The 21392-nt window shown below is 40.6% G+C and carries 14 protein-coding genes and 2 rRNA genes (1 of these 16 only partly in view); 3 read left to right on the forward strand and 13 right to left on the reverse strand.

All coding sequences use genetic code 11. The annotated features are described in order from the left end of the window. From BK581_RS06800 to BK581_RS06810, 3 genes are all read right to left on the reverse strand, one after another. A 23S ribosomal RNA gene (locus tag BK581_RS06800) occupies positions 1 to 644 on the reverse strand; it reaches 2295 nt to the left of the window's first position. A gap of 411 nt (positions 645 to 1055) precedes the next feature. Beyond that, a 16S ribosomal RNA gene (locus tag BK581_RS06805) occupies positions 1056 to 2622 on the reverse strand. The 16S and 23S rRNA genes sit together here, the layout of an rRNA operon. A 638-nt stretch (positions 2623 to 3260) precedes the next feature. Further along, on the reverse strand, positions 3261 to 4139 hold the full coding sequence (locus BK581_RS06810) for a nucleotidyltransferase-like protein (RefSeq protein ID WP_078577456.1): 879 nt from the start codon (positions 4137 to 4139) through the stop codon (positions 3261 to 3263). A gap of 684 nt (positions 4140 to 4823) precedes the next feature. Between BK581_RS06810 and BK581_RS06815 the strand changes: the two genes are divergently transcribed. After that, the gene (locus BK581_RS06815; RefSeq protein WP_078577457.1) at positions 4824 to 5183 is read left to right on the forward strand and encodes a YgzB family protein; all 360 of its coding nucleotides are present in this window, start codon (positions 4824 to 4826) and stop codon (positions 5181 to 5183) included. A gap of 89 nt (positions 5184 to 5272) precedes the next feature. Here BK581_RS06815 and perR read toward each other — a convergent pair whose 3' ends face one another. The 5 genes from perR to BK581_RS06840 all read right to left on the reverse strand — a co-directional run bounded on the left by perR (position 5273) and on the right by BK581_RS06840 (position 8706). Beyond that, positions 5273 to 5713 (reverse strand): peroxide-responsive transcriptional repressor PerR, encoded by a 441-nt coding sequence (gene perR, locus BK581_RS06820; RefSeq protein WP_078577458.1) that lies wholly within the window; start codon positions 5711 to 5713, stop codon positions 5273 to 5275. A gap of 217 nt (positions 5714 to 5930) precedes the next feature. Continuing rightward, positions 5931 to 6233: a cyclic-di-AMP receptor gene (locus BK581_RS06825; protein ID WP_078577459.1), complete on the reverse strand. Its 303-nt coding sequence runs from the start codon at positions 6231 to 6233 to the stop codon at positions 5931 to 5933. Positions 6234 to 6418: 185 nt separating this feature from the next. Further along, the gene (locus BK581_RS06830) at positions 6419 to 7369 is read right to left on the reverse strand and encodes a D-2-hydroxyacid dehydrogenase (protein ID WP_078577460.1); all 951 of its coding nucleotides are present in this window, start codon (positions 7367 to 7369) and stop codon (positions 6419 to 6421) included. Between the two features lie 227 nt (positions 7370 to 7596). Beyond that, a complete protein-coding gene (gene bcp / locus BK581_RS06835) occupies positions 7597 to 8067 on the reverse strand; it encodes a thioredoxin-dependent thiol peroxidase (protein ID WP_078577461.1) in 471 nt (156 codons plus the stop codon). 198 nt (positions 8068 to 8265) lie between these two features. After that, on the reverse strand, positions 8266 to 8706 hold the full coding sequence (locus BK581_RS06840; protein ID WP_078577462.1) for a potassium channel family protein: 441 nt from the start codon (positions 8704 to 8706) through the stop codon (positions 8266 to 8268). Positions 8707 to 8918: 212 nt separating this feature from the next. On the opposite strand from BK581_RS06840, the gene BK581_RS06845 reads away from it, so the two are divergent. Further along, positions 8919 to 10214 (forward strand): glutamate-1-semialdehyde 2,1-aminomutase, encoded by a 1296-nt coding sequence (locus BK581_RS06845; protein WP_078577463.1) that lies wholly within the window; start codon positions 8919 to 8921, stop codon positions 10212 to 10214. Positions 10215 to 10513: 299 nt separating this feature from the next. Beyond that, positions 10514 to 15013 (forward strand): glutamate synthase-related protein, encoded by a 4500-nt coding sequence (locus tag BK581_RS06850; protein ID WP_078577464.1) that lies wholly within the window; start codon positions 10514 to 10516, stop codon positions 15011 to 15013. Between the two features lie 30 nt (positions 15014 to 15043). Here BK581_RS06850 and BK581_RS06855 read toward each other — a convergent pair whose 3' ends face one another. From BK581_RS06855 to BK581_RS20090, 5 genes are all read right to left on the reverse strand, one after another. Next, positions 15044 to 16378, reverse strand: coding sequence for a sigma-54 interaction domain-containing protein (locus tag BK581_RS06855; RefSeq protein WP_078577465.1), 1335 nt, complete (start codon positions 16376 to 16378; stop codon positions 15044 to 15046). A 180-nt stretch (positions 16379 to 16558) separates the two neighbouring features. Continuing rightward, the gene (locus tag BK581_RS06860) at positions 16559 to 17512 is read right to left on the reverse strand and encodes a DUF561 domain-containing protein (protein WP_078577466.1); all 954 of its coding nucleotides are present in this window, start codon (positions 17510 to 17512) and stop codon (positions 16559 to 16561) included. A gap of 32 nt (positions 17513 to 17544) precedes the next feature. After that, positions 17545 to 18786 carry an L-lactate MFS transporter gene (locus BK581_RS06865; protein ID WP_078577467.1) on the reverse strand — a complete coding sequence of 414 codons (1242 nt, stop codon included), beginning with the start codon at positions 18784 to 18786 and terminating at the stop codon, positions 17545 to 17547. A gap of 91 nt (positions 18787 to 18877) precedes the next feature. Beyond that, on the reverse strand, positions 18878 to 20455 hold the full coding sequence (locus tag BK581_RS06870; protein WP_078577468.1) for an acyl CoA:acetate/3-ketoacid CoA transferase: 1578 nt from the start codon (positions 20453 to 20455) through the stop codon (positions 18878 to 18880). A 630-nt stretch (positions 20456 to 21085) separates the two neighbouring features. Next, the gene (locus tag BK581_RS20090; RefSeq protein ID WP_169837590.1) at positions 21086 to 21238 is read right to left on the reverse strand and encodes a hypothetical protein; all 153 of its coding nucleotides are present in this window, start codon (positions 21236 to 21238) and stop codon (positions 21086 to 21088) included. Between the last annotated feature and the right edge of the window lie 154 nt (positions 21239 to 21392).

Consider the following 21392-nt stretch of genomic DNA (forward strand, 5'->3'; position numbering starts at 1 on the left):
CACGGGATCGTAACTCGCCGGTTCATTCTACAAAAGGCACGCTGTCACCCATTAACGGGCTCCAACTACTTGTAGGCACACGGTTTCAAGATCTATTTCACTCCCCTCCCGGGGTGCTTTTCACCTTTCCCTCACGGTACTGGTTCACTATCGGTCACTAGGAAGTATTTAGCCTTGGGAGATGGTCCTCCCTGCTTCCGACGGGGTTTCACGTGTCCCGCCGTACTCAGGATACACTCCGGAGGAGTGACCGTTTCGGCTACAGGGCTTTTACCTTGTCCCGCGGACCTTTCCAGGTCGCTTCACCTACGATCACTCTTTGTAACTCCGTATGGAGTGTCCTACAACCCCAGAAGGCAAGCCTTCTGGTTTGGGCTGATTCCGTTTCGCTCGCCGCTACTCAGGAAATCGCATTTGCTTTCTCTTCCTCTGGGTACTAAGATGTTTCAGTTCCCCAGGTCTGCCTTCTCACACCCTATGGATTCAGGTGTGGATACCGCCTCATTACAGGCGGTGGGTTCCCCCATTCGGATATCTCCGGATCAACGCTTACTTACAGCTCCCCGAAGCATTTCGGTGTTCGTCCCGTCCTTCATCGGCTCCTAGTGCCAAGGCATTCACCGTGCGCCCTTTCTAGCTTAACCTCTTAAACCGCAGATCATCGACAGAGCGCGTCGTCAGCTGCGTTCGCTCACCATCCTCACGTACCTCAGTACGTTCCGGTGTTGCGCTCACTTGCTTCCTCGATCTCTTTGATGCTCTTTGTTTAAGCACACTTCTGGCTTATCACCAGGTGGCTTAAACCCTTTCCTTTATTAAAAAGGCGGTTTTAGGCGTCTTAATGGCCTTTTTCTAAGACACTCGGTTCTCTCATCGTTTGATTAAATCAAGCGATTGTGAACCGGTGATGTCATTTATCAGTCTTTCGTTATCCAGTTTTCAAAGGTCAATTCTTACCCAACGGGTAAGTTTTTCTATCTGAGAGTTTAACCTCTCAAAACTAAACAAAATAGCCAAAGCAAAGTTTTAATAAGCTGAGCTTAATAGCTCCTTAGAAAGGAGGTGATCCATCCCCACCTTCCGGTAGGGATACCTTGTTACGACTTCACCCCAATCATCTGTCCCACCTTCGGCGGCTGGCTCCAAAAGGTTACCGCACCGACTTCGGGTGTTACAAACTCTCGTGGTGTGACGGGCGGTGTGTACAAGGCCCGGGAACGTATTCACCGCGGCATGCTGATCCGCGATTACTAGCAATTCCGGCTTCATGCAGGCGAGTTGCAGCCTGCAATCCGAACTGAGAATGGCTTTATGGGATTCGCTTAACCTCGCGGTCTCGCTGCCCTTTGTACCATCCATTGTAGCACGTGTGTAGCCCAGGTCATAAGGGGCATGATGATTTGACGTCATCCCCACCTTCCTCCGGTTTATCACCGGCAGTCACCTTAGAGTGCCCAACTGAATGCTGGCAACTAAGATCAAGGGTTGCGCTCGTTGCGGGACTTAACCCAACATCTCACGACACGAGCTGACGACAACCATGCACCACCTGTCACTCTGTCCCCCGAAGGGGAACGCTCTGTCTCCAGAGGTGTCAGAGGATGTCAAGACCTGGTAAGGTTCTTCGCGTTGCTTCGAATTAAACCACATGCTCCACTGCTTGTGCGGGCCCCCGTCAATTCCTTTGAGTTTCAGCCTTGCGGCCGTACTCCCCAGGCGGAGTGCTTAATGTGTTAACTTCGGCACTAAGGGTATCGAAACCCCTAACACCTAGCACTCATCGTTTACGGCGTGGACTACCAGGGTATCTAATCCTGTTTGCTCCCCACGCTTTCGCGCCTCAGCGTCAGTTGTAGGCCAGAAAGTCGCCTTCGCCACTGGTGTTCCTCCACATATCTACGCATTTCACCGCTACACGTGGAATTCCACTTTCCTCTCCTACACTCAAGTCCCCCAGTTTCCAATGACCCTCCACGGTTGAGCCGTGGGCTTTCACATCAGACTTAAGAGACCGCCTGCGCGCGCTTTACGCCCAATAATTCCGGACAACGCTTGCCCCCTACGTATTACCGCGGCTGCTGGCACGTAGTTAGCCGGGGCTTTCTCGTGAGGTACCGTCAAGGTGCCGACCTATTCGAACGGCACTTGTTCTTCCCTCATAACAGAACTTTACGATCCGAAAACCTTCATCGTTCACGCGGCGTTGCACCGTCAGGCTTTCGCCCATTGCGGATGATTCCCTACTGCTGCCTCCCGTAGGAGTCTGGACCGTGTCTCAGTTCCAGTGTGGCCGATCACCCTCTCAGGTCGGCTACGCATCGTCGCCTTGGTAAGCCATTACCTTACCAACTAGCTAATGCGCCGCGGGCCCATCTTGCAGTGTGAGGATAAATCCCCACTTTTACATTCGGATCATGCGATCCAAATGATCATCCGGTATTAGCCCCGGTTTCCCGGAGTTATCCCAGTCTACAAGGTAGGTTGCCCACGTGTTACTCACCCGTCCGCCGCTCATTCCACCGGCTTCACCCCGAAGGGATCCGCCGGCTTCCTGCGCTCGACTTGCATGTATTAGGCACGCCGCCAGCGTTCGTCCTGAGCCAGGATCAAACTCTCCGATAGAGTTCGATGTCTCTGACATCATGTCCAAACTTTCGTCTGGCGTTGTTGAATGTTTCCACTCAACGCTTTGTTTCTTTGACGGGATATTTTCATATCCCACTTTGCTTGGCTTTTTGTTTAGTTTTCAAAGGTCAAAACGATAAAATATTATCCGAAGAAAATATCCATCCGCTTTTTTAGCGACTTTATTACTATAACACCATGACAACTTGTAAGTCAATATCTTTTCTTAAAAAGTTTATCACTGTGTTTAGCGGCGCTTTATAGCGACAAGAAATAATATAACATGTATCCAAACTAAAAGGCAACCCTATTTTAGAATAAAAATTTTCCATTTTAATAAAATATAAAGAGACTTTTCAATCCGTGGGCATTTGCGCCCTTCTCCACTGATTGGTCGTTGCGTGAATCAGGACATTAGCGCCCGTCATCTCCCGCCTAAATAGATTTTCTCTGCTCTCTATGTTGAGACGGGAGGTTTACGGACGGTTACCTGTGATAAATCAGTACAACATCTTCTCACTATTTATTATTAATATACACGCCTTCTAGGTCATGAAAACCTTTATTTTTTTACCAAAGAGAAGCTTCACTTACTAACTTATACTACATTTCTTAAGACAAAGCCTTCACTATAATTATGAAAGCTGTCCCTTAACTGTATATTTACGGTGATAGATTACTTGGCCTTTCGTATCTTCTTTAACGACATCGATGTATCCCTTTTGGACGAGAAATTCCACAAGAATGCTTAAATCCAATGTGTATTCATGATGGGAGAGCTGCTCTTTTAACTCCTGAATCGACCATGGTGTTGATTTAGATGCCATCAATTGAAGTAAGTGGGTACTACCCATTTTTGATTTCGTCATCAATTCGAATTCGTTAGCAATGAGCAAAAGTTCAAGTCTTTTCTCAATCGATTCCGCTCCTGTCACAAGCTCTGAATAAAGTTTATGTAGTTTAGGCTCTATTTTTTTCACCTGTTGCCATACCGTTACCTCAGGATAAAAACCATGCTCAATAACAGAAAGACGAGCCAAATGATGAAGAGCGTGTATTATTTGATTGTACGCATCTAAATAGTGGTGTTCTCGGTAAAGTAATTTCCCGTCTGTGAATCTCCGGATGAGCTTTGAAAATTCTCCGCCGATTTTTATTTGCCTTTCTTCTATAGGAAATTCTGCTAATCGCTGTTTGAACTCCTTTAAATATTCATTTCTATCAAATAACACTTTACCGTTAAGCACCCAATCAACAGCCCGACGATTCGAACTATTTAATAACCAACTGTTTAACTGTCTTCTATTAACAAGATGCATAGCTACTTTAATAGAATCATATTCATAATGCTTTAAAATCCAAGCAGGATGACTATCATCTAATATAACGAGCAACACTCTATCAAAATTATCTGTATTTGCATCTTCCTGAGCACGTTTCTCAATGACTATAATTCCTAAAGTACTATCATCACTTGTCCGATCTTGATAAAGCTGTCTTAGTCGATCATCCATGGAAGAACCTCCATTCAACACCACTTTATTAAATTATTATTAGCTTTTCTTCATTTAAACGCTTCGTTCATTACTCCATTTAAATGTCCTATCTAAAATTTACCTAAACAAACTCTTACGTTAATTAATACAAAATAAGATACAGCTTTTCATTTTAACACAATGGAATAAGAAGTTAAGCTCTTTTCTCATTTCGACGCGTTTTCAACAATTCCTTTTTTGTATTGTGAGAAAACCAGACAAGACTTCCTCGGCTTCAATCACATCTCTTTATTTGACCGTATTCTTACAACTCGTTCTAGTCACTTCCTATCCCAAAAAACAATTCGTGAACAAAGTGATAAAAATCTGTTAGATGTTCACTGTAACATGATAGAAACCAATCTTTCCTTCCTTCATAAGACGAACCTTCAATCAATGGCGTTTCCATACTTCCCCCACTAATTGATAGTCGCGTGAATCATTAGCGGCCGTTAGCTTCTACCAAAATAGATAGATGTGCTCTACTCTCTATTTTGAGGCGGGAGGTTTACAGACGGTTATGTTTGATAAAAACAAAAGAGGACATGACATATGTATATATTACGCCACTTTTTCATTAATCATTTAAAGAATAGAAGCCTGTTTCTTCTATTCTCTCCCCTCCATAGTATGATATAATTTTCCTTCGGGAGGCGTTTATCTATGGGTGTGAAGTATAGTAACAAAATTAACAAAATAAGAACGTTTGCGCTCGTGCTTATATTTGCCGGGATAATCATTATGTATTTAGGCCTGTTTTTTCAAACAAATTTTATTTTAATGTCTATTATTATGTTTCTAGGTTTTTTAGCGATCATTGCCAGTACCGTTATATACTTTTGGATCGGTATGTTGTCATCTAAAACGGTCCAAGTCGTGTGCCCCGATTGTGGGAAGCATACGAAGGTATTAGGACGGGTTGATGCTTGTATGTATTGTAATACCCCATTAACAATGGATAAATCGTTAGAAGGTAAAGAATTTGATGAGAAATATAATCACAAGAAAGGCAAGGAGGAATAACCTCTTTGTCTTTCTTTTCTTCTTCAGACTATTGATATTAACTATACAAAACAAAAAAACCGGAAACCATTAAAGGTTACCGGACCACATTAATGTTGTTGCTTTTTTTTACACTCTGGACATTTACCGTAAATTTCCATACGGTGGTTATCGACAGTAAAACCAGTGACGTGCTCCGCCAACGTTTCTACCTCGTCAAGTCCAGGATAATGGAAATCAACAATCTTTCCGCAGTCTTGACAAATGACATGATAGTGATGGGATGTATTACTGTCAAATCTGCTGGAAGAGTCCCCGTAAGTCAATTCTCTCACTAATCCTACCTCTTTAAATACACGAAGATTATTGTATACTGTTGCCACACTCATGTTTGGAAATTTCCCTTCTAATGCCTTATAAATCTCATCCGCCGTAGGATGTGTAGGTGCATTAATAAGAAATTCTAAAATAGCGTGACGTTGTGGCGTCATGCGAACTTTCGTATTTTTTAAAGAATGAAGGGCATCTTGAAGTTGATCATGCTTTTCCATTTACCTCACCTCTTCTATAAATAAAGCTAAAACAAGCTACAATCACATAGTTAAGACTACTTATTACTAGATCTACCTTTAAAGAAAGGATTATTAATTTATAATGTTTATAAACAGTATACAAAAGGCGGTCAATCGTTGTCAATGTTAATACCTTCAAAGAAGTTCAACGATTTTAAAATTGTTAAACAATGTTCAGAATTGATAATATATCCCCCTAACGCTCACGTAATTGAAAAAATGGTAAACTATCTTTGACATCAATTAAAAAGGACGTATACCTGCTTGCCATCTCTTTCGATTGCCCTTTTTGTTTTTCTTGCGCTAGGCATATTTGCTGCATCGTTTGCTGAAGGTTCTCCACGTCTTCTTCAGTAATACCAATCAAAAAAGTCGTACTACCTTTTTTCAAAAATCCTCCACTACTAGCTAGCTCTGTCATACGATAGTTATTTGCCTTCAACCCCTCTTCCATCGCTGTTCTATATCGATTTTGGACAACACATATCATTAATTTCATTACGACAACCTCCTATAAAATGAGTCTTCAATCAGTGAGTGTTTTCGTACTTTTCCCACTGGTTGGTCGTTGCAGAATCAGGACACTAGCGATCTTCATTATCTCCGCTTAAATAAATTTACCTCTGATCTCTATTTTGAGACGGGAGGTTTATGGGCGGTTATCTATGGTATATAGACTATGAACTAGTAGCCTTTGACAGGGTCGATTTTATTTAAGTAATCTCCTCGGCTAGTTAAAAACACGTGTAAATTATGTTCAAAAATGTCTAATGCCCGCGGCTGATATTGAGGAGATATTCCTGACATATGCGGCGTAACAGTGACTTTAGCATGTGACCAAAACGGGTGGTTGGCAGGTAACGGCTCTTCTTTAAACACATCCAAAACAACGTGCTTAAATTCACCTTCATCTAATGCCGTTAACAATGCATCTTCGTTAATGGCGTTACCGCGTCCGATATTAATAAGTACGGCAGTCTCTTTCATTACTTTGAATTGCGGTGTACGCAATATGTCGTCTGTTTCCGGTAACTTAGGTAACACAGACACAATAAAGTCCGAAGACTCAAGTAACGAATTTAACCCTTTTATCGTGACAACATGGTCTACATTCTCAACCGGACTCCCACTTCGATTAAGGCCAATGACTGTCATATTAAATGCTTTAGCTAAGCGGGCAATTTCTTTACCGATGGCACCTATCCCAAGGATTCCAATTGTTTTCCCATGTAGTTCTGTCATGACAGGAGATCTATCCCACTCTTTCTGCCGCTCATTCTCTATAAGTGTTTTCATTTGCCGTCCCGTCTGCAACATCATACTTAATGTGTATTCAGCCATAGGAATAGCATGTATTCCTCGAGCGTTAGTCACGATAATCCCTTGTCTCTCAATAGCGGTAAATGGCATTCTATCAAGTCCGGCGGAAATTACCATAATCCATTTCAAATTCGTTGCACGACTAATTAACGTGTCGTCTAGATCCTCACCATAAGTAATGAGAATATCAGCTTTTGTTAAATCTTTTTCCGCTTCCTCCATACTTGTATGAAAACGAAATGTCAATTCCGTATACTTTTCTGTTAAAAAGCGCCGTAAATCTTTTCGAATCTTAGCTGAAGATACTACAATCACGTTGTTCATCTCCTTCAGACTGTCTTTTGTTACCTATTATATTACCAAAGGCAAGCGACCGTCCATGACAAAAACCTCTTAGCCAACCTCCCTCTCCATTCAATTAGTACGTTCATATATAGATTGCCTTTTGTAGCACTTTACACAAATAAAAAATTAAAAAGGAGGGAGATCACCTAATTTAAGCGATCCCTCTCCTTTTTTTCTAAAGTAGTTTGTAACCAAACTTAATTTGAAACCTCTCTTAAATAGTTAAGAGCTTCTTCAACATGTCCTTTTACTCGAACTTTGCGCCACTCTTTTATTAAATTTCCTTCTTTATCAATGACAAAAGTCGAACGTTCTATACCCATATATTCTTTACCGAAGTTTTTCTTTAATTTCCAAACACCAAAATCCTCTGCTAACTGATGGTCTTCGTCTGCTAAAAGTTCAAACGGAAGATCATGCTTATTAATAAATTTTTCATGGCGGTCTACAGGATCAGGACTCACCCCTAAAATAACAGCGTCTAAATCACTGAAGCTATCATGATTATCTCTAAAATCACACGCTTCTGTTGTACATCCCGGCGTCATGTCTTTAGGATAAAAATAAAGAACAACGTATTTCCCTCTATAATCATTAAGAGAGACTTCCTGTCCACTATTCGATTTAAGCTGTCTACTAGGTACTTTCTCACCAATTTTAATTGTCATTACATTTACCTCCTCATCATAAAGGCTTCTAAGTGGGCTTATAAAGCCTTTTACACTAAAGTCTTTGTAAATTAAGTGTCTTGAGCTGACAGACAATGATCAAATAAATTTGCATCATTTTCTTTAAGGAGCTTTTGTCTTACTCGCACCGGTTCCATATGTCTGTCCACATTTCATGATACCCAAATAAGAGGCACTCTACAAATGATGTGATCGTTTACGACCCACATCATCGTAAGTAACGAAGGAGGTTACAACAAAAGCAGCTGGCAAAAGATATCCTATTAACGCCTGAAGGATAGCGATCCACCGTCCGATACCTTCAGGAATAATATCACCGTAACCGACTGTAAGTAATGTGACAGCGCTAAAATAAAGCGCATCTTCTATTAGGTGAAATAACGATTCACCTGGCATCTTTGTTCCTTCTTTAATAACTTGTACACCTAGAAGCTCTAGTGCAATGTAAACCACACCAAAACCAACCGTGACATTTAAATAGACCATGATTAAAACGAGAAAATGTTTGACCGAAAGTCGACGTTCGATTCTAGGTTGCTTTTGAATCAATAGATGCATACTTGCCACTACACCAACAAAAGAACTAATTATGATGATTATAATTAGGAGGTTTACCATCTTATCACCTCACGTTACTATATGAACTGAGCATTGCTATTAGGACAAATTTTCACTCAAATAAGTCAAAACTAGCTTGAAAGAAGGCATCCTGTTTGAAAAACATCGGGTAAAAGATTTCCGATAATGGCATATCCCCATTCTTTCTCTTTTCTCCTTTAATGGTACAATAACTAATGTGATATCTTGAACATTTAGGAGGTTTACAAGTTATGAAACTAGATAGATCAGAACAACTTAACAAAGAAGCCCACAACGTCATTCTTGGCGGGGTTAACAGTCCTTCACGTTCCTTTAAAGGTGTTGGTGGAGGAACACCTGTGTTTATGAAAAAGGGAAAAGGCGCTTATTTTTGGGATGAAGATGGCAACCAATACATAGATTATTTGGCAGCGTACGGTCCGATTATTACAGGGCATGCACACCCTCACATAACAGCAGCTATTAAAGCTGCCGCAGAGGATGGCGTGTTGTATGGGACACCAACAGCTTATGAAAACCACTTTGCTGACATGCTGAGAGAGGCAATTCCCTCTCTTGAGCGTCTTAGATTCGTTAATTCAGGTACAGAAGCCGTCATGACGACTATTCGCGTAGCAAGAGCTTATACAGGCAGGAACAAAATCATTAAATTTGCCGGTTGCTATCATGGTCATTCAGATCTCGTCCTTGTAGCAGCTGGCTCCGGCCCTTCCACTACAGGCAACCCTGATTCAGCTGGCGTCACAAAAAATATCGCTGAGGAAGTGATTACCGTGCCGTTTAATGACCCTCAAGCTCTTGAGGAGGCGTTAAACTACTGGGGAGATGATATTGCAGCTGTACTCGTTGAACCGATCGTTGGAAACTTTGGCATTGTTGAGCCTGCGGAAGGTTTTCTTCAAACAGTTAATCAATTAGCACATTCAAACGAAACTCTCGTCATCTATGATGAAGTTATAACAGCTTTTCGCTTTATGTACGGTGGCGCTCAAAACCTCCTTGGGGTGGAGCCTGATTTAACCGCTCTAGGCAAAATCATTGGTGGCGGCCTCCCAATTGGGGCATATGGGGGAAAGAAAGCAATCATGGAACAAGTATCACCTTTAGGACCAGCCTATCAGGCCGGTACGATGGCTGGTAATCCAGCTTCTATTAGAGCTGGAATAGCATGCCTTGAAGTATTAAGGGAGCCGAATGTTTATGAGAAACTAGATGATCTTGGCAAGCAATTAGAAAATGGGTTGCAAAAATCAGCGGACATCTATAATATACCAGTGACGATCAATCGATTAAAGGGAGCTCTGACGCTCTACTTCGATACGACCCATGTATCTAATTATGAGCATGCAGAAAACAGCAGCAGTCAAATGTTCGCTTATTTTTTCAAGCAAATGCTAAAAAGAGGGATAAACCTTGCCCCTTCTAAGTTCGAAGCTTGGTTTCTTACAATCGCCCACACACATGAAGATGTGGAAAAAACGATAAAAGCTGCAAGCGATGTATTTTCAAATTGGTCGAATGAATAAATATACAAAATGATTTTTCGGACGAGCATCTCCTTTCTCGTCCTTTTCTAACACGCAAACATTTGTAAACGCTTTCAAAATGACTTTTTTCTTTATTATTTCCTTCGACAATCGAAAAACTGTTGAATGTACTATTCTATTTTTTGTATAAATAATTGATTTTTAACGCTTAAAATGCTATATTGGATATAATTCTGACTATTCTGATTCAGGCATTATTGGCGACGTTTTTTGTAAGGTTTTCTAACAGATAATTTACGATTTTACAGGAGGTGAAGGTCAATAATTTGACCAGCATTATGAATGTTTCTAATGAGATTCAGCGTTTCCGCGGAGCGCTACAAAACGAGCATGACAGTTGTGGAATTGTCTCTTTCATAGAAAAAGAGAATATCCCTACAAAGAAGAACATTGACGATACGATAAAAGCATTACTAACAATGAATCACCGTGCAGGCTTTATTAATGAAGAAGGCGATGGTGTTGGTATCCATATTGATATCCCCCGTGCTCTTTGGAAGGAAAAACTGAATAAAGCAAATTTAGATGCTGCAATTGTCGATTCTCCTTCATTTGTTGTTGGTCATTTATTTATTGAAAAGACGAACGAAACAAGTAAATTTCAACAAGAAATGAAAGATCTTTTCGAAAAAAATGGGTTTCGTCTCATTTTTGAAAGCACGAACGAGACAAACTCAGCTGCTCTCGGTCCCATCGCTCAAAAAGCTGAGCCTGTTTTTTGGCAAATTGCACTTGAGTACAAAGACTGTAAGCAATCGTTCACAATGCTCCGCTCCAAGTTGTTTGATCTTACCTTAGCATGCGAAAAAAATCTGGCTGTTCACGTGGCGTCGTTAAGTCACGAAAGTGCCGTTTACAAAGTGATGGGAGCAGGCGACATATTACCGAAATACTACCCTGATCTTGCTAATCCACTTGTGGCATCAGCCATGACTCTCGGACACAATCGTTATTCAACAAATACATTATCTAATTTTTTCCGTGTCCAGCCATTTAGTGTTATTGGTCATAATGGCGAAATTAATACCATTGCTAAACTTCGCGACGAAGCAAATATGATCGGTGTGCCATTAGTAGACGGTGGCAGTGATTCACAAGATTTAAATCGGGTCATTGATACGTTTACGTCACGCCATCATCTATCACTTTTTGAAACAATGGAAATTTTATTCCCGCCTATCGTGAATGAAATTAAGCATTTCCCCGCACATTTAAAAGACTTATATACGTATATTCGCGAAGCCTGGGGACATTATGCTCAGGGACCAGCAGGAATTATCTCTCGATTAGGAGATGAAGCCGTCTTTAGTGTAGATTCCCTTGGGTTGCGTCCCGTATGGATGCTTGAAACGGATACTAGCTATATTTTTTCCTCTGAACAAGGTATTTTTACGACAAATCAATACGTGTCAGAGCCAAAACCTTTTGCTCCAGGTGAAAAAGTAGCCTTGAAGCGGAACAGTAAAGGGACAATTACTATCCTCTGGCATGATGAGCTACAAGAAGAAGTGTACAATCGACTAGCTTCAACGTTACGAATCAAAGAGGCCGGTGATCGCCTAACGACGCAATGGAATGAAAACTCGAATACAGTCCATTTTCAACAAAACGTGACACCAAGTGTGTATTCTGCAAATGGTTGGGATCGTGAACACATTCAGCTTATCGAGCAAATGGCAGAAAAAGGCGTAGAGCCGATTCGTTCACTTGGTCATGATGCCCCATTAGCAGCCATGCATCCTGGCCGAAAAAATGTGGCTGATTTCATTAAAGAGAGCGTAGCCGTGGTAACAAACCCTGCGATTGACCGTGACAGAGAAATGGAACACTTTTCAACGCGAGTGGTTATCGGTAAACGTCCTGAACTCTTTCTGGCAGAAGACTTAAATGCAATTGTCCATCTAGACTCACCTATTACTGCTGAAGGCTTAGCAGGAAAAGGGTTACAAGATGAATTTAGCCATCCTTCATTTGAAGGACTTTTGGAATACTTCGATAGGAATCATGAAGTGATGAAATTAACGCTTGGCAGATTCGAAGATGAGTCAGTGGAAGAAGCATTATCCCGTTTAACACACGATGCTGTATCTGCTATTAACAATAATAAAACTTTGCTCGTCTTTGATGATCAAGGTGTGCATGATAACGAGCTTTTCTGGCTTGACCCCCATCTCGCTATTTCAGCGGTGGATCAAGGGTTAACTCATCAGGAGCTACGCCGTCACTGTTCACTTGTTATTCGGTCTGGTAGTATAAGAACCCTTCATGATATTGCCGTTATCTTTGGGCTAGGTGCTGATCTCATTAATCCCTATATCATGTTTGCCAGCGTTGTGGACAACAACGCCGAACCAGCAGTTAAATTATATAGCGCCTTAAATAAAGGACTAGAAAAAATAATATCGACTATTGGTATTCATGAATTAAGAGGCTATGGACGACTTTTCTCCTCTATTGGATTAAATGAAGACATTGCTAAAGTGCTTAATATTGTTAACTATCTTGGCAGTAAAGACGTCAGTTATGGCTTTCTCGAAATGAAAAAGGACAGCGAATCGAGATTTGAGGATTACCATGATGAAAAAGCAAAGCCCGGAAAGACATTTCACATTTTTCCTAGAATTTGGAAATCTCTTGGCGACCTTGCCTCAGGGAAAATCACATATACAGAATACGGGGAAAAAGTCTCGGAACAAGAAATGAAAAACCCAACGACAATTAGACATTTCACAGATTTAAAAGCCCGCCAATCTGACATTCAACCTAATAATGTCGATGTGAGTGTTGGCCAGCATGACCTCCCGTTTATGATCAGTTCTATGTCATTTGGTTCACAAAACGAAGTGGCTTTCCGCGCCTATGCGGAAGCGGCAGATAGGTTAAATATGATCAGCTTTAACGGTGAAGGCGGAGAAATTAAGGATATGCTCGGCAAATATCCGAATACGCGTGGGCAACAAATTGCATCTGGACGTTTCGGTGTCAATGTAGAGCTGTTAAACTCATCTAATTTACTCGAAATTAAGATTGGTCAAGGGGCCAAGCCAGGTGAAGGTGGACACCTTCCAGGATCTAAAGTGACAGATAAAGTGGCGGCTGCTCGTAATGCTACTACAGGTTCCGATCTTATTTCACCATCAAATAATCATGATATTTACTCTATTGAAGATTTATCTCAAATGATTGCTGAACTTAAAACAGCTAATGATCAAGCAAAAGTCACTGTGAAGGTCCCAATCGTTCCAAATATAGGGACAATCGCTGTAGGAATAGCAAAGGCTGGGGCCGATTATATTACGCTAAGTGGGTTTGACGGCGGAACTGGTGCTGCAAGAGTTCATGCATTACAACACGTAGGTCTACCCGCGGAAATCGGTGTTAAAGCGGCCCATTTTGCTCTTTTGGAAGCAGGCCTTCGTCATAAAGTTGAAATCTGGGCAGATGGCGGTGTGAAAAGTGTCCAGGATGCTATTAAACTGATGCTTTTAGGTGCAAACAGAATCGGCTTTGGTACTTTATCTATGATTGCTGTTGGATGCACGGCGTGTCGAGGTTGTCATCTAGATACGTGTCATGTGGGTATTGCTACACAAATCGAAACCGTGGATCAAGCAAAAGATCATGGGCTTCGTCGCTTTGTACCACGCGAGTATGACCTAGCTGTTAATGGGCTCATGAATCTATTCACTGAATTCGGTAAAGAGTTACAAGCGTTGACGGCTGCCCTCGGTTTTGATAATACTCAGGACCTCGTAGGACGATCCGATTTACTTGAACAAACTCGCGGTCATGAACACTTAGACTTAGCCGACTTGTTAGCAACGTTACCTGAGCAAGATGTAGCACCTTTTGAACCAGTTAATGTATTAGAAGAAATACAAGAGCAACAATTAGCCGTAGCAGTTGGGTCTGAATTTGAGTACCTTGATGCTAATGTTTCTGAATTAACAACTTCTCGGGAATTTGAAGCAGTTACCGCTGAACAACGTATTCTTGGTAGCCGTGTTTCATGTCACCGCGTACGTGGTAAACTAGACGGTTCTTATCGCACGTTACCTGAGATAGATTTACGGTACACGAAAGGGTCCATTTTAGGTAATGGGCTCGGCGCCTATAATAGTGATGGTGTTAATATTCATATCTCTGGCGGAGCGCAAGACGGTGTAGGTAAAACCTCGTTTGGAGGATCATTTAAAGTATTTAAAACACAAGGACTTAACGGTCAGCTTATCAACGGATCTGTTGGAAAAGGGATAGGCTACGGCGCTCAAAAAGGGACATTTATTATTCAAGGAGACGCTGATTCACGCGCTGGAATTAGACTATCTGGTGCAGATATGATTTTCGGAGGTCGTGTGAAAAAGCCATTGAAAGCTAATAAACACTATAATACGGGCATTCATGCTAACATTAAAGGCTTTGCATTCGAGTATATGACGAATGGTCGAGGATTAGTTATGGGGGACCCAGGTCCTTGGATGGCGGCTGGTATGACCGGTGGTGTTGTCTATCTTCGACATGACCCGCAGATGGGACTTGACGAAAAAATGCTCAACAGCCGTATTGCCAAAGGAGCAAAAGTAACAATTGAACCTCTTACAAATAAAGGGGTACAAGATGTCGTCGAGCTATTAACCATCTATCACGACGAATTGCTACAATTAAATCAGACCGATGAAGCGGCTTACGTAGAACAATTGCTTGCCGATCCTGTCTCTCATTTTAGACAAGTAACGCCTGTTAAACAGCAAGCAGACCCTGCGGTATCGACAGAATAATAGTACGAAAAGGATGAGCTACAAGAGAGCTCATCCTTTTGTTTTCTTAAGTTTACGATAAATAGCTGATCGATGTATACCCAGCTTCCTCGCTGCTTCACTCGTATTATCATGACACGAATGAATAACTTGTTTAATATAATGAGCTTCAACAACTGACATAAAATCGCCAAGCGACTTGAACCGTGCCATATTATTTTTAATAAAATGATTTAACGCATAAGAGTCTGACAGTGCTTCCTCTTCCTTCAATTCCACGGGAAAATGTTCCGTTACGACTAATCTTTCAATATAATTTTTAAGTTCCCTTGCGTTTCCTGGCCAATCATGTAGAAGCAATTTTTGAAACTCTTCAGCACTTAAATAAATATTCTTGTTATATTTCTCATTCAATTCAGCTACAAAGTGTGAAATTAATCCTACAAGATCAAGCTTTCTCGTTCTAAGGGGCGGGACATGAATAGGAATGACATTTATTCGATAATATAAATCTTCTCGGAATAACCCTTTAGTGACCATTTCCCATAAATCACGATTGGTAGCTGAAATTATTCGACAATTAACCGTTAGATTACGAATGCCTCCAATTCTCCTTACATGGTTATTCTCTATAACATGGAGCAATTTAGCTTGTACTTCCAAAGGCATTTCTGATATTTCATCTAAAAAAAGAACGCCACCTTCCGCTTCTTCAATCATACCTTTTTTCGTTTCTGTTGCCCGGGGGAAAGCACCTTTTTCATAGCCAAATAATTCATGTTCAAAAAAATTAATTGGTATTGCTGCACAGTTGATTGAAAGAAACGGGCCATTTTTGTGGTGACTTTTCCGGTAAATATATTTTGCAATCATCTCTTTACCAGTACCTGACTCGCCATAAATGAGTACTTTACTTTCATATGATGTTATCTGGTTACATACTTTAATTATTTGTTTCATAGCAAGGCTTTCAGCAACTAATTTAGTATCACTTTCATCTATGCTTTGGCCGCTATCTTCAACAACTTTAGAAGGACACTCCTCTTTAGATAGATTCGCCTTATAGGTGTTAGATGTTGTCACCACGAGTTTAACTTTTCCATCACTTTGCAATAAAGGGGTAGCTGTGGAAAGAATACTAAATCCTTTATTTGTATTTATGGTACGTGATACTTTCTCTTTTTTCTCAATCGCTTCCATCGTGATTGAACGATTATAATAGCCCTTTTTCACCAAATCCTGGACGTTGCACTTCAATAACTCTTCAAGAGGCATGCCGACAGTTACAGCTGTAAAGTCATTAGAAATTAAAATATTCCCTTTTGCATCAGTGACAAACAGTGTAGAAGGAGAATCACTTAAATTTTCATTTATATGAGGATTCATTTATGCACAATCCTTTTTAGTTATTATTATAACAACATATTAAACTAATGCAGTCTCGTTTAAAAAAAGCCACGTGATCGTCACAATCAAACACCTCATTCACCTAAATAATGCAATGAATTCAAATTTAAAGCTGGACACACCTATCGTATTGCATAGCGTGAGTGTCCAGCTGACATGTTAATTGCCGATTTTCTCTTTAATCCTGTATTGTCCTAATTTTGTCATGACAACTTGTGCTTCGTCAAACATTGATGTAATCATATCTTCTACCGTGGTAAGTTTATTACACATGCCGCATATTTGTCCCGCCATGACAGAACCTTCATCCATATTTCCTTCAAAGACAGCTTTTCTAAGTGAACCTAATGAGAGTTTTTCTAATTCATCACGTGAAGCATTATTTTTTTCTAGTTTAATGTATTCGTCAATCATTTTATTTTTAATGCTTCGAACAGGTCCGCCTATGCTTCTGCCTGTTACAGTAGTGCTTGTGTCATCTGCATCAAGTACTGCTTGCTTGAAATTGTCGTGAGTAGGACACTCCACTGTTGTTAAGAAGCGTGTACCCACCTGAACACCTTGTGCCCCTAAAGCAAATGCCGCCGCAATACCTCTCCCATCTCCAATTCCACCTGCTCCAATAACTGGAATAGATACGGCGTTTGTCACCTGTGGTAATAAAGCCATCGTAGTCGTTTCACCAACGTGTCCACCTGCTTCTGTTCCTTCTGCAACAATGGCATCTACGCCAAGCGCCTCCATCTTCTTGGCTATTTTAACTGATGGAACAACTGGAATAACAATAATTCCGTGAGCTTTTAACTTTTCCATATATGGGGCTGGATTCCCTGCGCCAGTAGTAACTATTTTAATTCCTTCCTCAATAAGAACATTGATAAGTTCTGGGATATTTTCCATCATGAGCATTAAATTCACTGCGAATGGTTTATCTGTTATGGCCTTTGTACGTTGAATTTCCTCTCGTAGCCTTTCCGCCGAAAAGCCTCCAGATCCTATAATTCCTAAACCACCTGCATTAGAAACTGCACCAACTAATGGTGATAACGCGATTTGGGCCATTGCTCCTTGAAAAATTGGGTATTTGATTCCTAACATTTGGGTAAGTTCCATCATTAATTCCTCCCTGAGTTATTCCTAGTTAATTACGAAGCAGGTGTAAGTGTCGTATCCTGCTTTTGTTGTTTCACTTCCATATTTTTGAAAACAAAAGTTAATAAAAGGCCTATAAGTGAAATGATTAATGCTATATAGAAGGCATTAGTAAACATACCACCGTTCGCTTCAGCTACACTATTGGCTATTCGCGGTCCAAAGAATGCTGCACCCGAATATCCGATAAACGTTACACCATAATTGACACCATAATATTTCATACCGAACTTTTCCCCTACAATAGAAGGGAAAATTCCCATTGTACCTCCGAAACATAATCCTATACCAATAATAGCGATCGCAAATCCTGTAACAGAGGTTGCTTGTGCTAAAACTAACATTAATACTGCAATCACAATGTAAATCATCATAAGGCAATATGTTCTACCTATTTTGTCCGAAATAGCTCCCCAAAAAATTCGTCCGAGACAATTGCTCAAGGAGTAGAGGCTTACATATAAGGCTGCTGCCCCTGCTGTTAAGCCGAACATTGTTTGACCAATGACAGATGCATTTGACGTTACCATCATGCCTGATAACGCACCTATTAAAAACATAGAGGCAATAACATAGAAGATTGGTTTCTTAATCATCTCGTGCCATGGTGTATTAATGGCACTTCCTTTACCTGACTTGGCGGGTGGTATCCAACCTTCAGGAAGATAACCAGTTGGTGCTGGCTTAACAAATAGACCGCAACCTAGAATAATAAGTAAGAATGCTACCCCTAGTGTAAGGAGAGCAGACTGCACACCAAAGTTGCCAATAAGGAGATTTGCTACAGGCGCTATAGCAATAGTCCCCCCACCATAACCTGCTGTAACAATTCCAGCTGCCAGGCCTCGTTTATCAGGGAATAATTTCCCCGTGTTGCCGATTGTTGAAGAGTAAACAATTCCTTGACCGATTCCAGCGATAAGTCCGTACGAAATATAAAGCATCCAAGGTGCCGTACTAAGACCAGATAGTATAAACCCTCCGCCGAATAAAGCGCCACCTACAAAAATAGCTGTTTTCGCCTTTCCTTTATCAACCATCCTCCCTCCAAGAATCATAGGGATTGGTGAAATAGCCGCATTAATAGTAAATGCCACCATAATAGTTGACATAGACACATTAAATAACTCTGTTAACGGTAAGGCAAAGATACTAAAAGCATAGACAGCACCAACACATAGATTAATAATGGTTGAAGCGATTAGTATCTGCCATCTGTTTAAAATTCCGTTCATCTTTTTTCCCCTTTCACTTTAAACGGAAAGTGGTCAGCTTGTTAACTGATTAGAAGCTGGTCCACTAACGTCTGTCTACTAGCTTTTTAGTTTAAACGTGAGTAACTTGATTCTTAGTTAATAGTGTTTTTAGTTGTCCCCAGCTTTCCTGAAACATGGCTGTATCCATGTCTTTTAAGTTTGGAGAGATAGCCGGTTCAAATTCCATTTGTTCTAGAATATCTTTCTGCAAATCTATTCCTGGTGCAATTTCAGTAAGAGTCATTTTGCCATCAATCAATTCAAATACTGCTCTTTCTGTTACATAAACGACGTGTTGTCCGGAATTAACAGCAAAGGCTCCACTAAAAGTAATTTGCTGAACATGTTTTAGGAATTTCTTCGCTTTTCCTTCTTGCAAAATCGTCAGTTTGCCATCTTCCACCTTTGTCTTTAAACCACCTGCCGTAAAAGTACCAGCGAACACAAGTTTTTTGGCAGAATGAGAAATATTAATAAATCCTCCGCAACCAGCCACACGAGTTCCGAATTTACTCACATTAACGTTCCCAAATTCGTCTGTCTGCGCTAATCCTAAAACAGAGAGATCTATGCCACCACCATCATAAAAGTCAAACTGAGCATCGTGGTCTACAATAGCTTCCGAATTATAAGCGTGCCCAAAATCTTTAAGTCCTGCTGGGACACCTCCTATCGAACCCGCTTCTGTGGTCAATATAAATTGGTCATTCGCTCCTTCTTCTGCAGCCACAGTCGATACATCTACTGGAATACCAACACCGAGGTTTAATACAGCATTAGGCACAAGTTCAGCAGCTGACCGCCTTGCGATAACCTTTCGTTGATCTAAAGGTAATTTTTCAATACCTTCTAGCGGTACTTTTACGTGCCCAGAAAAGGCAGGGTTATAATACGTATTTTCAGTCTGAAAATGGTTTTCTGGTTGTGAAATGACCAAATAATCAACTAAGATACCTGGCACCTTAATATCTTTTGGATTCAGTGTCCCTTTTTTTGCAACATTCTCCACTTGAGCAATGACGATGCCACCTGAATTTCTTGCTGCTTGGGCAATTGGAAGAACCTCCATATGTAGTCCTTCCTTTTCTAATGTTAAGTTGCCATTCTCATCTGCAACTGTCCCACGGATTATGGCAACATTAATAGGGAAAGTTTTATAGAATAACCACTCTTCATCTTCGATTGTGATGACTTTTACTAAATCTTCCTTGGCCGAAGGTGACATCTTGCCTCCTTCTACTCTTGGATCCACAAATGTGCCCATACCAACTTTTGTAATAACACCTGGGCGTTTGGCTGCGATTTCCCTAAACAGTTGCGTAATAACTCCTTGTGGTAAATTGTAAGCTTCACATTTATCTTCCTCGATTAGCTTAGCCATGCCAGGCGAAGCAATAGCAATTCCACCAATCCAACGCTTCGTCAATCCTTCATATCCTAAGTGACTCATTCCTTTATCACGACGATTCCCTACAGCACTCGCATGCATAACTGTGAGATTTTTTGGATGACCGGTTTGTAGAAACCTTTCCTCAATTGAAATCCCCATCTCTTCAGCCCAACATGATAAGCCAAATCCGCTTGCTGCCACAGTATCGTTATCTTTAATTAACTCCGCTGCTTCGGCGGCCGTTACTACTTTCGCCACATTCATCACTCCTTAGTTGTAAAATGTGAAATGTTTCACATTAAAGCTTAAATAATAACTCGTCACATTAAAAAGCTATTATTTTAAGTCGACTTATTCCTTTGTGAATCATTTCACTTGAATCCTATAATAGAAATTTGATGTCGTCAATCTAGTGCAAACTGCCTGTGATAACGGCAAAAAAACGTCTCATGAATACGACACTTTCTATAACTAAGATGGTTACTCCCTCATATTTACCATGTCATTTTAAGATGAATAGATATAGGTCACATAAAACTCGCACTATTTTAAGGGAAGACAACTGTCTCATGATAGCGACACATCCAACTCTCTTATGCGAACTATCTTCAGTCATTTTCCATAATTTTTTCCATATTATTAATGCCACTTACTCGCCTATACTTCTTGGATTAAAATGGGTACTTAATAAAGGTCTTCTATAATAAGCTTTTCTTATAGTTTCGCTTCTTTTCTTCATCCAACTTTTCTTCCATAGACATGAACTTTGAATAAATTGTGACGTTTTTAGATGATGATATATTAACGGCTATTCTCAGAAATGAGACATCAGATAATGACATAATTAAAACAATGATTAAAGCAATTAACTTGACGGGTATACAGCCACTAGGCCCGTTCTATTTGATTGCTATTGATAATTAAAGCCATTTCAAGTAACAACTCCGCCATATCTACATGGAATTTTACGAAATTATAGGCGAACGCACCTTGATGTTTTAATGAAACGGGTGTATAGTACAGTTTTGTATTGATTGTCATTTTATTTCACACTCATTGAAAATGAATTGATTTTTATCTATTGAGTGAATCAGGACATTAGCTAAAGTTATCTTCCGTCTTAATAACTTTAGCTTTCTTCTCTATTTTTGAGCTAGGAGTTTTACGGAAGCTTATCTGTAATAAATGAAGTTTG

Origin of the sequence: Salipaludibacillus agaradhaerens (assembly GCF_002019735.1) — a bacterium.
Lineage (GTDB): Bacteria > Bacillota > Bacilli > Bacillales > Salisediminibacteriaceae > Salipaludibacillus > Salipaludibacillus agaradhaerens.

Coding starts and splice junctions, on each gene's coding strand:
- BK581_RS06810 (WP_078577456.1), bottom strand. CDS start 4,139: ATGGATGATCGACTAAGACAGCTTTATCAAGATCGGACAAGTGATGAT.
- BK581_RS06815 (WP_078577457.1), top strand. CDS start 4,824: ATGGGTGTGAAGTATAGTAACAAAATTAACAAAATAAGAACGTTTGCG.
- perR (WP_078577458.1), bottom strand. CDS start 5,713: ATGGAAAAGCATGATCAACTTCAAGATGCCCTTCATTCTTTAAAAAAT.
- BK581_RS06825 (WP_078577459.1), bottom strand. CDS start 6,233: ATGAAATTAATGATATGTGTTGTCCAAAATCGATATAGAACAGCGATG.
- bcp (WP_078577461.1), bottom strand. CDS start 8,067: ATGACAATTAAAATTGGTGAGAAAGTACCTAGTAGACAGCTTAAATCG.
- BK581_RS06840 (WP_078577462.1), bottom strand. CDS start 8,706: ATGGTAAACCTCCTAATTATAATCATCATAATTAGTTCTTTTGTTGGT.
- BK581_RS06845 (WP_078577463.1), top strand. CDS start 8,919: ATGAAACTAGATAGATCAGAACAACTTAACAAAGAAGCCCACAACGTC.
- BK581_RS06850 (WP_078577464.1), top strand. CDS start 10,514: ATGAATGTTTCTAATGAGATTCAGCGTTTCCGCGGAGCGCTACAAAAC.
- BK581_RS06855 (WP_078577465.1), bottom strand. CDS start 16,378: ATGAATCCTCATATAAATGAAAATTTAAGTGATTCTCCTTCTACACTG.
- BK581_RS06860 (WP_078577466.1), bottom strand. CDS start 17,512: ATGGAACTTACCCAAATGTTAGGAATCAAATACCCAATTTTTCAAGGA.
- BK581_RS06865 (WP_078577467.1), bottom strand. CDS start 18,786: ATGAACGGAATTTTAAACAGATGGCAGATACTAATCGCTTCAACCATT.
- BK581_RS20090 (WP_169837590.1), bottom strand. CDS start 21,238: ATGACAATCAATACAAAACTGTACTATACACCCGTTTCATTAAAACAT.